Source organism: Paenibacillus sp. AK002, from assembly GCF_053903045.1.
In genome coordinates this window covers 6,227,751-6,240,000 of the sequence record NZ_CP096377.1, presented here as the reverse complement: position 1 = coordinate 6,240,000, position 12,250 = coordinate 6,227,751, and the positions used below count along the sequence as shown (strand labels likewise).

General features: G+C 49.8%; 7 protein-coding genes and 8 tRNA genes (1 of these 15 running past the window's edge). All 15 read left to right on the top strand.

What is annotated here, in order from left to right:
- A tRNA-Val gene (locus M1D70_RS28145) sits at positions 1–35 on the top strand; it begins 41 nt to the left of the window's first position.
- Between the two features lie 53 nt (positions 36–88).
- Positions 89–163: transfer RNA gene (locus M1D70_RS28140), tRNA-Gln, on the top strand.
- Positions 164–231: 68 nt separating this feature from the next.
- Positions 232–307 (top strand) — tRNA-Lys (locus tag M1D70_RS28135).
- 14 nt (positions 308–321) lie between these two features.
- Positions 322–405 (top strand) — tRNA-Leu (locus tag M1D70_RS28130).
- 5 nt (positions 406–410) lie between these two features.
- Positions 411–485 (top strand) — tRNA-Gly (locus M1D70_RS28125).
- A gap of 3 nt (positions 486–488) precedes the next feature.
- Positions 489–565: transfer RNA gene (locus M1D70_RS28120), tRNA-Arg, on the top strand.
- A 20-nt stretch (positions 566–585) separates the two neighbouring features.
- A tRNA-Pro gene (locus tag M1D70_RS28115) sits at positions 586–659 on the top strand.
- Between the two features lie 77 nt (positions 660–736).
- Positions 737–810, top strand: a tRNA-Gly gene (locus tag M1D70_RS28110).
- A gap of 275 nt (positions 811–1,085) precedes the next feature.
- Positions 1,086–3,872 (top strand): phosphoenolpyruvate carboxylase, encoded by a 2,787-nt coding sequence (ppc, locus tag M1D70_RS28105; protein WP_009589542.1) that lies wholly within the window; start codon positions 1,086–1,088, stop codon positions 3,870–3,872.
- 242 nt (positions 3,873–4,114) lie between these two features.
- Complete coding sequence (sigW, locus tag M1D70_RS28100) at positions 4,115–4,684, top strand: RNA polymerase sigma factor SigW (protein WP_009589526.1); 570 nt, start codon at positions 4,115–4,117, stop codon at positions 4,682–4,684.
- A 221-nt stretch (positions 4,685–4,905) separates the two neighbouring features.
- Positions 4,906–5,520 (top strand): zf-HC2 domain-containing protein, encoded by a 615-nt coding sequence (locus M1D70_RS28095; RefSeq protein WP_009589556.1) that lies wholly within the window; start codon positions 4,906–4,908, stop codon positions 5,518–5,520.
- Positions 5,521–5,833: 313 nt separating this feature from the next.
- Positions 5,834–6,667, top strand: a complete 834-nt coding sequence (gene cdaA / locus M1D70_RS28090; RefSeq protein ID WP_015737608.1) for a diadenylate cyclase CdaA — start codon at positions 5,834–5,836, stop codon at positions 6,665–6,667.
- Positions 6,660–8,144 carry a CdaR family protein gene (locus M1D70_RS28085; protein WP_456288523.1) on the top strand — a complete coding sequence of 495 codons (1,485 nt, stop codon included), beginning with the start codon at positions 6,660–6,662 and terminating at the stop codon, positions 8,142–8,144. The genes cdaA and M1D70_RS28085 overlap by 8 nt, the downstream gene beginning before the upstream one ends.
- 32 nt (positions 8,145–8,176) lie before the next feature.
- Positions 8,177–9,517, top strand: coding sequence for a phosphoglucosamine mutase (glmM, locus tag M1D70_RS28080; protein WP_009589545.1), 1,341 nt, complete (start codon positions 8,177–8,179; stop codon positions 9,515–9,517).
- A 735-nt stretch (positions 9,518–10,252) separates the two neighbouring features.
- Positions 10,253–12,085 carry a glutamine--fructose-6-phosphate transaminase (isomerizing) gene (gene glmS / locus M1D70_RS28075; RefSeq protein WP_009589530.1) on the top strand — a complete coding sequence of 611 codons (1,833 nt, stop codon included), beginning with the start codon at positions 10,253–10,255 and terminating at the stop codon, positions 12,083–12,085.
- The last annotated feature ends 165 nt before the right edge of the window (positions 12,086–12,250 follow it).

Below are 12,250 nucleotides of genomic sequence, written 5' to 3'. Positions count from 1 at the left end.
GAGGGTCGGGGGTTCGATCCCCTCAGCCTCCACCATTTCATGCATGATTCTAACGAGAATCGGCAAGATAGAAGTAACTCAACGATTTTGGGGATTAGCCAAGCGGTAAGGCAACGGACTTTGACTCCGTCATGCATAGGTTCGAATCCTATATCCCCAGCCACTTTACTCCAAATAGTAAAGTTACGCTTTGAAGGTGATTCCGACTATTTTTCGGGTGGCCTGAAATGCGAGCCATTAGCTCAGTTGGTAGAGCACCTGACTTTTAATCAGGGTGTCGAAGGTTCGAGTCCTTCATGGCTCACCATTGTTTCATCTTGTGCGCGTGTGGCGGAATTGGCAGACGCACTAGACTTAGGATCTAGCGTCTTTGACGTGGGGGTTCAAGTCCCTCCACGCGCACCATTAATGCGGACGTGGCTCAGCGGTAGAGCATCGCCTTGCCAAGGCGAGGGTCGCGGGTTCGATTCCCGTCGTCCGCTCCATTTGCGCCCTTAGCTCAGCTGGATAGAGCGTTTGACTACGAATCAAAAGGTCGGGAGTTCGAATCTCTCAGGGCGTGCCATTTTTCAAAAAGATTAATATCGGGATGTAGCTCAGCTTGGTAGAGCACCTGGTTTGGGACCAGGGGGTCGCATGTTCAAATCGTGTCATCCCGATTTGCTTAAGAATTGAGGCCCGGCAAAAGTAACCGGAATATGCTTTGAAGCATAACGTCACTTTTGTGGGTTGATATGCGGGTGTAGTTCAATGGTAGAACTCCAGCCTTCCAAGCTGGTAGCGTGGGTTCGATTCCCATCACCCGCTCCATACATAAGCAGGACATCACCGTGTGTGATGTTTTTTTTACATATTCATACGACTATCCTGCGAAGTGTTAATGCAATAAAGAATGCTTTCGTATCAACGGTTTATAGGACTAATGTCCATGGGCTATGGGTATAACATGACCATGAGTTTTGTCGATTTGGCTAATTTTTTCGCCTGAAAAATGCAGATTTTCATTCGCTTTTATTGTATGATGTTAGGAAGGCGTTACGTCCTATAGATAAACTGCTGAAACGGGTTGAGATGGGAGGAGTAGCATGACTGAACTTACAGTAACCGCAAAAAGCAATTCCAACAATCTGCTGCGGCGAGATGTACGGTTCCTTGGCAATATTCTTGGAGAAGTTCTTGTCCATCAAGGAGGCAATGAGCTTTTAGATATAGTTGAGAAAATTCGCGAAACGAGTAAATCGTTGCGATCCGTATTCCTGCCAGAATTGTTTGCAGATTTCAAAAGGATCATCAGCACGCTGGAACCCGACATTCGCCATCAGGTGATTCGCGCGTTTGCCATTTACTTTCAATTGGTTAACATCGCCGAACAGAATCATCGCATACGGCGTAAACGCGATTACGAGCGTTCCGCCGGGGAAAGTGTTCAACCAGGTTCCATCGAAAGTGCAGTCCAGGATTTGAAAGAGCGCAATATTACGTTTGAAGAAGTTCAAGAAATTCTCGAAAGTCTATCCCTTGAGCTGGTGATGACCGCTCATCCAACAGAAGCGATGCGTCGGGCTATTCTGGATATCCATAAACGGATAGCGGACGATGTGATGCAGCTGGACAATCCGACACTGACATTCCGCGAACGGGAGCAGCTTCGGGAGAAACTACTGAATGAAGTGATTACGCTATGGCAAACCGATGAGCTTCGTGACCGTAAACCTACTGTTCTGGATGAAGTCAGAAACGGTATGTATTATTTTCACGAAACCCTGTTTCACATTCTGCCAGAGGTTTATCAAGAACTGGAGCGCTGCCTAACTAAATATTATCCGGGTCACCATTGGCACGTTCCAACCTATTTGCGTTTCGGTTCGTGGATCGGTGGCGATCGGGACGGAAATCCTTCAGTGACGGCGGACGTAACATGGAGAACGCTTGAAATGCAGCGGAAGCTGGCGATTCGTGAATACCAACGGATTTTGCGTGAATTCATGAAATACCTGAGCTTCAGCTCGTCAATCGTTAACGTTTCGGATGAATTGCTTCAATCCATTGAAAAAGACCGCGAGCATGTCACACTGAAGAAGATGGAAATTTGGCACAATGAGAAAGAGCCTTATCGTGTAAAACTGGTATATATGCTGGCTAAAATGAGTCACATTCTGGATGAGAACATGACAGGCAGCGAGCGTTATCAGACCCCTGAGGAATTCATCGAGGATTTGAATATCATTGATCGAAGCCTGCGTTTCCATTTTGCTGACTACGTTGCAGACACCTATATTCAAAAGCTGATTCGCCAGGCGGAGTTGTTTGGTTTCCATACGGCAACGCTGGATATCAGACAGCATAGCCAAGAGCATGAGAATGCCATGGCCGAAATTCTGCGGAAAATGAACGTGACGCAGGACTATGCCCAATTGAGCGAGGACGAGAAGATCGAGCTGCTCAATAACTTGCTTAACGATCCGCGTCCATTGACTACGCCTTATCAAGAGTATAGCGACAGTACCGAGGAATGCCTCGAAGTATACCGTACCGTTTTCCGCGCGCAGCAGGAATTCGGCGTAAAATGCATCTCCAGTTATTTGATCAGTATGGCCGAGGGCGCAAGCGACATTCTGGAAGTGATGGTATTTGCCAAAGAAGTCGGTCTGTTCCGGAAGGATAACGACGGTTCCGTAATCGCTACGCTGCAGGCTGCGCCATTATTCGAGACGATTGACGATCTTCATGCCGCGCCGGATATCATGCGCAAGCTCTTCAGCCTGCCGATCTACCGTGAAGCGGTGAGTGCCATGAACGAACTGCAGGAGATCATGCTGGGTTACTCTGACAGCAACAAGGACGGCGGAGCCATTACGGCGAACTGGGAGCTCCAGGTAGCACTCAAAGAGATTACGGCCGTAGCCAATGAATACGGCATCAAGGTAAAATACTTCCATGGACGCGGCGGATCGCTTGGACGCGGCGGTATGCCTCTGAACCGCAGCATTTTGGCTCAGCCGGCATCGACCATTGCAGGCGGCATCAAAATCACGGAGCAGGGAGAGGTTATATCGTCCCGTTACTCCTTGAAGGGCATTGCCTACCGGAGTTTGGATCAGGCGACCTCAGCATTGATTACGGCTTCCCTGAATGCCCGTTACCCTGAAAAAGAATCGACCGAAAAAGAGTGGGAAGTGATTTCCTCCAGCATTTCGGCCGTTTCTCAGAAAAAATATCAGGATCTGATATTCCGCGATCCGGATTTCCTTACTTTCTTCAAGGAATCCACGCCGCTTCCTGAGGTGGGCGAGCTGAATATTGGTTCCCGACCTTCCAAGCGCAAGAACAGCGACCGTTTCGAGGACCTGAGAGCCATTCCTTGGGTGTTTGCATGGACGCAGAGCCGTTACCTGCTTCCGGCATGGTACGCGGCTGGTACGGGCTTACAGAGCTTCTACCAAGGCAAGGAAGAGAATATGAAGGTGCTTCAACAGATGTACACGAGCTATCCGTTCTTTACGTCCCTGATTGATACCCTTCAGATGGCACTTGCCAAGGCAGATCTAATCATCGCCAAGGAGTATTCCTTGATGACGAAGGATGATCAAGCCCGCGAGCGCATCTTCGGTTTGATTCAGGAAGAATTCAAATTGACGAAAGAGCTGGTTCTTAAGATTACAGGACAACAGGATATTCTGGATAACCAGCCGGTTCTGCAGGAATCGATAAGACTGCGCAACCCTTACGTGGATCCGCTCAGCTATCTGCAGGTTCAACTGCTTAACGAGTTGCGTGAACTAAGGGAGCAGGAGCAGGATGATCCGGATCTGCTTCGGGAAGTACTGCTGACCATCAACGGCATTGCCGCAGGGCTTCGCAATACAGGCTGATCCTTGCAGAAGCCAAAGCTGTTTGAAAGGGATAGTATAAGGCGAGGTTCCCTAGAGGGACCTCGTTTTTTTCATCTAGGCGCAGCTTGCGTCCTAATGATTAAAGTATCGGCTTCAGGTGAATTGTCTTTGATACACGAATGGGATTCTTTTTGAATTATTGTTGATTTTTAGAAACAGTTGAATTACGATTTGAATGATGCGTTTTTAGACGTTACCCATCAGACCATTCTGGGGGAATTATGGTGGACAATTTGGATGTAAGACTGGCAAAGCTGGCCCGAAAAGGGGACCAAAGGGCATTTGCCGAAATCGTAGAGCTTTATAAAGACAAGATTTTTCATTTGGCTTACCGGATGCTGAGCAACCGCCATGAGGCCGAGGATGTCGTCCAAGAGACTTTTTTGCGTGTTTACAAGAACCTTGACCGATATGACGAGAACCAGAAGTTCTCAACTTGGATATACCGAATTGGCACGAATCTAAGCATTGATCGGCTGCGCAAACGCAAGCCTTCTTTCTCGTTGGACGCCGACCTGAACGAAAGCGAAGGTATGGACGGCTACTCCCTGATCCCAAGCGATAACCGTACGCCTGAGAGCGAAATGCTGCTATCGGAAACGCAGCGCATTATCCATCAGGCCATTGACGGACTTCCTGCCAAGTACAAGACCATTATGATCTTAAGGTACATCCAGGATTTATCCCTGCAAGAGATCAGCGAGATTTTGGACCTGCCTGTAACAACGATCAAAACGCGTGTACATCGTGGACGCGAATTTTTGCGAAAAAAATTAGAGTACAAATTGTGAGAAAAAAACGCCTATCGCCGTTCTTTGAGGAAGAGAGACCGCGTTTAAGGGCGCTTTTTTTCTTGCGGAAATCAGAAAGTCAGTGCCCGTAATTTTTTTCTGATTTTCTTTTAAAAAAGTTGAAACATCCCCGATTCCGGCACGTATGAACAATAAGCAAGTCTTATGCCCCTAGGGGGATAGACCCAGCAAAGAGATTGAATGAAAGGATTGGCTCACAAATGGATTGCAAATTAGCCGTCTCTTTGATGCACGATTATCTGGATAATGACTTGTCCGACCCGCAGCAGCTAGAATTGCAGAAGCATTTGCTGGATTGTGCTGACTGTCGGAATTACTTCGAGAAGCTGGAGCATACCGATATGCTTCTTTTTTCCTTAACTCATCATGCGACCAAGCCATCCGATGATTTAACGGAACGTATAATGGGCATGCTGCCGCAGCCCAAGAAACAAAAAGCTTGGGTCAAATGGGTTAAGAATCATCCTGCGCTCACGGCTGCAGCTTTGTTTTTGGTCGTCATGCTCTTTAGCACGATCAGTTTCTGGAGTCAGGACACTCAGCTGGTTGTAAAGAGCGATGAATTCGAAAAGCTGGTGATTGAAGGGGATACGGTCATTATTCCACCGGATCAGATCATCACGGGAGATATTACGGTCGAGAACGGAAAGACTAAGGTTTACGGTCAGGTTAATGGCAATGTGACCGTTATCGACGGAGAATTATTTCAGGCTTCCACCGCGCATATAGCGGGTCAAGTGAAGGATATAGATAGAGCCATGGATTGGATATGGTATAAGATCTCCACTCTGTTTACAGATGCCGCTTACCGCTAGGTGAAAACCGCAATTACGAAGCAAAGGCGCCTCTTTTCAGTGAAAAGACGGCGCTTCTTTTGTTGATTTTACGCGGATTTGCATGGAAAGCGGAGGGAGTCCGCTTGCATCGGAAAGATTAACGTTATAACCTAGAGAGTGTAGAGTACATACTACATATATAGTCTCATGCGTTATTAAAGAGGATGTTCAAGAATCTCCGCGTGATTAGAAGGATGATGGAAAGCAGGCCCGGTTTCAAACCAGGGCGTTCATCTTCGAAGGAACCGGATTTTTTGGGCCCGCACTTAAAGGAAATGACGGGGGTTGCTGTATGGTGGAGTATTTCACAGATATGACCTGGGGTGAATCCATTAAAGATATCATCGATATCCTTATCGTTACTTATATAATATACCAAATGATTCTGCTCGTCCGCGGCACGCGGGCGGTCCAGCTGCTCAAAGGGATTTTGGTGCTGGTGGTCATCTGGGCGCTGAGCACCTGGTTTGATCTGTATACGCTCAAGTGGCTGATGAACCAGATCTTTACCTTTGGGGTGCTGGCGATCTTTATTATCTTCCAGCCTGAGCTCAGACGCGGTCTGGAACAGCTCGGCCGAGGCAAGCTGTTCGGGCGGACCGCGGATATTGACGAGGAAACGAATAAGTTAATCAGCGAAACCATTAAGGCCGTTAATTATTTGTCGCGGCGCAAAATCGGGGCGCTGATCGTGTTTGAGCGGACGACAGGCCTAAATGAATACGTAGAATCGGGAATTCCGATGGGATCGGTGATCAGCTCGGAATTATTCATCAACATTTTTATACCGAATACGCCTCTCCATGACGGAGCGGTCATTATTCAGAACGGCCAAATCGCGGCCGCTGGCTGTTATTTACCGCTATCGGAGAATCCTTTCATCAGTAAGGAACTGGGGACGCGGCACCGTGCCGCTATCGGAATCAGTGAAGTGGGGGATGCGATTTCGGTTGTCGTATCCGAGGAGACTGGGCAAGTATCGCTGGCCTTAAATGGACAAGTGGTTCGGGATATCAAGGAAGAGTCTCTGATATCGAAATTGTATGAGGAGCTCAGACCTGCCGCGTCCATCAAGGAGAAACGCACGTTCTTCTGGAAACGGAAGGGGGACGGCAGCAATGGATAAATGGATCAAGAACAACACGGCAAGCAAACTCATTGCACTCGCTGTCAGCATTCTGTTATGGGCAATGGTTCATATGGACAGCGGAACGCCCGCACCGCCCACGACCTTTTATGATACCAAGATCATTGAAGGCGTTAAGATTCAAACCTATGGATTTGATGACGGCGAATATGTGCTAACCGGCATTGATCAAGATCGCGTGAATCTCGAGGTGCGGGGGAAGAAATCCAATATTTCGCTTTTGACCGACGAATATAAAGTAAAACTCGATCTGAGCAACGTCAAAGAACCGGGTACGCACACACTTCCCCTGACCTACTCCATCCCAAGCGGCGTGGAGATGGTATCGATGGAACCATCCGTTGTTACGGTGACCGTAGAGCCGAGAGTGTCGAAATCCGTGACGGTAAGTATTGGAACGAAGGGCGAGCCAGCTAAAGATTACCGGGCCGGAACGCCCGTGCTGATTGACCCAAGGCAAGTCACGGTTACCCTGCCGGAATCGTCGATGGCAAATTTAGGGCAGGTCAAAGGTAACGTGGAGCTTGATGGAGCCAAAGAGAAGATTACGGAGAAACGAGTCAAGCTAACAGCATATGATAAAGAAGGCGCCGAAATGGAGGATGCGGTCATTGAGCCTGCTACAGTAGCGGCTGAAGTACCGATTGAGCCTGCATTTGTCACGCTGCCGCTGGAGCTTCAATATACCGGGAGGCTGCCGGAAGGGTTCGTCTTATCCAAGGTAGAACAGAAGGTCAAAGAAGTGAAGCTGTTCGGTAGCAAAGAGGCACTGGCAGGAGCTGAGACCTATATCGAAGCCGCCATCAATCTGGGAGAAGTTAGAAATTCGGGAACAACAGTGCTTACGGCCGACTTGACGCCGCCTGAAGGTTTTGAGAAAATCGAGCCGAGCTCTGTAACGGTTGAAGTTACGGCTGTATCGCATGGAGAACGGGTGATTACCGGCATTCCGATCACGTTAAATGGAGTCGCCTCCGGTCTGGACGCCGTCATTACGGATCCAAAGACGAAGACGATCTCCCTGACGCTCACCGGTGCGCCTGACTTGCTTAATAGTCTGGAGCCGACGGATATTGGAGCTGAAGCGAACGCGACCGGCTTGAAAGCCGGCGTCCATGAAATTCCGCTGCAGATTACGCTGCCTAATTTCATCAACCGCACGGATCAGGATCGCCCTGTGATTAAGATAGAGCTCAAGGATAATTCGAAACCCGTGACAACGAACCCGGGTACTTCGAACAACGAGGGAACCGACAAAGACAAGCCTGATGTACCGGGAACCGGAACTGGCACTGGAACCGGAACAGGGACAGGCAATGATCATGGGGAGGATCCGGAGACGCCTCCCGCGAATGAGGGCACGGATAACTCCGGGTCAGGAGAAAACCCATCACATCCGCCGGGAGACGGATCAAGCGATGGAACAACGGGCACAGAAACATCCACTGATGGATAATATCGAAGAGTAGATAAAGGAGTATATAAAACATGGGGAAATATTTTGGTACAGATGGAGTAAGAGGGGTTGCGAATCAAGAATTAACGGCGGAAATGGCTTACAGCATCGGCCGCTGCGGCGGCTATGTGCTTACGGGCGATAAAGAGAAGCCAACCGTCATCATCGGGATGGATACCCGGGTATCCGGCGCTATGCTGGAGTCGGCTCTGGTTGCAGGCCTGCTGTCCATTGGCGCACACGTCATTCGCCTTGGTGTCGTAAGTACGCCGGCGGTGGCTTATATTACAAGACTTTTGAAGGCTGATGCGGGCGTTATGATCTCGGCTTCGCATAACCCGGTGCAGGATAACGGCATCAAGTTCTTTGGTGGCGACGGCTTCAAGCTGTCAGATGAAACCGAGCTCAAGATTGAAGAGCTGATGGATGCGGAAACCGACAATCTGCCGCGACCGATCGGGGCTGATCTAGGTGAATTGCTGGTAGATAACGATTCTAAGTATAAATATCTGGAATATTTGAAAACGACGATCAGCAACCGGTTCGACGGCATGAAAATCGTGCTGGACTGTGCAAACGGGGCCGCATATGAGCTCGCTCCGAAGCTGTTCCGTGAATTGGGTGCGGATGTGATCACCATCGGCGCTGAGCCGAATGGCCTGAATATCAATGATCACTGCGGATCGACTCACCCGGAGAAACTCGTTGAGGCTGTACTCCAGCATGGCGCTGACCTCGGACTGGCTTTTGACGGAGATGCGGATCGCCTGATTGCCATCGATGCAAAAGGCGAGGAAGTGGACGGCGATTTCATCCTGTGCATTTGCGGGGACGCCATGAACCGTGCCGGCAAGCTGAAGGAAGGTACGATCGTTTCGACCGTGATGAGCAACATCGGTTTCTATAAAGCATGCGACAGCCTGAAGCTGAAGACGGCAAAAACGGCAGTCGGCGACCGCTACGTCATGGAAGAAATGCGCCGCGGCGGATACAACCTGGGTGGCGAGCAGTCGGGACATGTCATTTTCCTGGACCACAACACCACAGGAGACGGCATTCTGACCGGGATTCAATTGGTGGATACGCTGGTAGCCTCCGGCAAGCCGCTGCATGAGCTGAAGAGCAGCATGCGCAAGTATCCGCAAGTACTCGTTAATGTCCGAGTTGGCGATAAGAGCAAGTACCAAGGCAATACCGTTATCGAGTCTGCGATTGCTGAAGTTGAAGGCATTCTGGGGGATAACGGTCGTGTCCTGGTGCGCCCATCGGGAACGGAATCCCTCATTCGCGTCATGGCGGAAGGCCCGGACAAAGATGAGCTTGACCGTTATGTAACGCAGATTGCAGACGTGGTGAAGCGGGAATTGGCGTAAGACTAAGGGTGTATTTTTCAAGGAAAGCAGACTAATTTCTGTCAGGGCCAGTGAACTATGAAGTTTCGGTTCACTGGCCCGCTGTTTTCCGGAATGCCGGTCGAATGAAAGCGCAACACCCCCTGTCCTGCCTGCAAAGGGGTGCTTGTTCGGCATCGCTTGAGAAAGTAGGTCATTCGGTGTCATTGATGGGGTTCATCCTAGGTAGGGCTTGGCATTGTCAAGAACCAGCCGAGTTGCCAAAGTGATAGGGCATGAATATAATAAAGGATGTCATTCAAGAATAGAAAGCGAGGATCGTGAGGTTACTTCAAGCTTCATAAGCGCCAGAGCTTGTACCTGCGCGGGGATTGGTTATTGTCATGCTAAGGATAACCAAACGGCAGAACGCAAGTTGACGAGGTAGAGGTGTTCGGATTATTCGGCGGGGACCTCTCGGTTATGCATCAACCGTAAGCGGATAACGGAAAAGGAATGGGCGACCGTTCTTACAACGTATTCGCAGATGCTTATTCATCACTTGTATACAAAACATGAATGTGCGATCTAGAACAGGGCAGCGCGGTGGAAGAAGAGTGCATTCATGTCTGTTCAACTAAACAGCCTAACGAATTGCTGAGTTTCTTGAACGTTGATAATTGAATAGATCATTCTTCTTTCCTGATGCCGCACAGATGCTGCCGTGTTCTATTTCCGCCTAACTATTATAGGGAAATCGAACGGAGGAATCATACGATGTGTGGTATTGTCGGATATATTGGAAATCAGAAAACGCAAGCGGTGTTGATCGAGGGATTGAGAAAGCTTGAGTATCGTGGATACGATTCAGCTGGGATTGCCGTCTTTACGAATGAAGGCCTGCGCGTTGCGAAGGCACAAGGACGTCTTGCCAATCTGGAGGAGCGACTGGAATCTGCACCACTGGTAGGGACTGCAGGTATCGGTCATACCCGCTGGGCAACCCATGGCCGTCCATCGGACGTGAATTCGCATCCGCATACGGACGAAAGCCAGAAGTTCTCCGTTGTTCATAACGGGATCGTTGAGAACTATCTGGAGCTGAAGGAAGAGCTGATCAGTCAAGGACACCAGTTTGCTTCGGAGACCGATACGGAAGTTATTTCCCATCTCATTGCCCGCGAATATGACGGGGATATCGTTAAGGCTGTGCAGAAGGCGATCTCTTACATGAGAGGCGCATTTGCCCTTGGCGTATTGACCGAGTATGAGCCGGATCGATTGGTAGCTGTACGTCAAGCAAGCCCGCTTATAATTGGTCTTGGCGAAGGAGAGAACTTCATCGGTTCTGATATTCCGGCTATTTTGAAATATACGCGTAACGTCTATATTCTCAACGATGGAGAGATGGCTCTGCTGACGGCAGATGCTGTCGAATTAATGACCATTGAGGGGAACTTTATTTCTCGGGAAATGATTCGTGTCGACTGGGATGCCGTTACAGCGGAAAAAGGCGGATTCGATCACTTCATGCTGAAGGAGATCCACGAGCAGCCAAAAGCATACCGGGATACGATGCTGGGCCGTGTGGATGAGAGCGGACGTAAAGTCGTCCTGCCGGAGTTGAAGCTGACACAGGAACAGATCAAGAACATTCGCAATGTTCAGATCGTCGCCTGCGGTACGGCTTACCATGCCGGGCTTGTGGGACGCAGCGTGATCGAAGAGATGGTGCGCATTCCGGTCGAAAATGATGTGGCGTCCGAGTACCGTTACCGTTCGCCGATCGTTACGCCGGAGACCCTTGTCATCGTAGTAAGCCAATCCGGCGAGACGGCTGATACCTTGGCTGCGCTTCGTGAAGCGCAAAGCCATGGCGCTCATGTCCTGGCCATCACGAACGTGGTAGGCAGCTCGATTGCCCGTGAAGCCAACGATGTGCTTGGCACCCTGGCTGGTCCGGAGATTGCCGTAGCTTCCACGAAGGCTTACACCTCGCAGTTGATCGCGTTCTATCTGTTTGGTCTGTATCTGGCACAAGTGCGCGGTACGATGACGGAAGACGCCGTTGCTGAAGTGATTGCAGCAATGGAAGCACTGCCTGAACAGGTAGAGTCCATGCTGACCAACGCGGAATCGATCAAGGGGTATGCCGAGCAGATTGCTGAGCATGAGAACCTGTTCTTCATCGGCCGCGGCCAAGACTACGCCGTGGCTCAGGAAGGCTCCCTCAAGCTGAAGGAGATCTCTTACATTCACTCCGAGGCTTATGCTGCCGGCGAACTGAAGCACGGTACGCTTGCCCTGATTGAAGAGGGAATTCCGGTCATTGCCTTGGCAACCCAAGAAACCGTACTTGAAAAAACGGTAAGCAATATCAAGGAAGTGAAGGCCCGCGGCGCGGAAGTGATGGCCATTACGCATGAAGAGCATGTGGCCGGCCTGCTGAAATCCGTGGATCAAGCCTTCGCCATTCCGAAGACCTTGCCGATCTTGACGGCAGCCTTGTCTGTCGTACCGCTGCAGCTGCTTGCCTACTACGCATCGCTTGCCCGTGGCAACGACGTGGATAAGCCGCGCAACCTGGCGAAGAGCGTAACGGTGGAGTAAGGCAGGAGCGGGCAATTATGATCTTGATCTGCTCTAGTTGTTCTGTTAATGAAATTTAGGATTCATCTCGCTTGAATTTATTAATGAAAAGGCTTCGCCCCTGGTGATTAGGGGCGAAGCCTTTTGTCATGTTTAGAAGGATTCAAGATATTAAAGTGATTAAAG

Bases quoted from the DNA above. Each gene is read 5' to 3' on its own strand.
- glmM (WP_009589545.1), top strand. From the start codon at position 8,177: ATGGGGAAATATTTTGGTACAGATGGAGTAAGAGGGGTTGCGAATCAA.
- sigW (WP_009589526.1), top strand. From the start codon at position 4,115: ATGGTGGACAATTTGGATGTAAGACTGGCAAAGCTGGCCCGAAAAGGG.
- glmS (WP_009589530.1), top strand. From the start codon at position 10,253: ATGTGTGGTATTGTCGGATATATTGGAAATCAGAAAACGCAAGCGGTG.
- ppc (WP_009589542.1), top strand. From the start codon at position 1,086: ATGACTGAACTTACAGTAACCGCAAAAAGCAATTCCAACAATCTGCTG.
- M1D70_RS28095 (WP_009589556.1), top strand. From the start codon at position 4,906: ATGGATTGCAAATTAGCCGTCTCTTTGATGCACGATTATCTGGATAAT.
- cdaA (WP_015737608.1), top strand. From the start codon at position 5,834: ATGGTGGAGTATTTCACAGATATGACCTGGGGTGAATCCATTAAAGAT.
- M1D70_RS28085 (WP_456288523.1), top strand. From the start codon at position 6,660: ATGGATAAATGGATCAAGAACAACACGGCAAGCAAACTCATTGCACTC.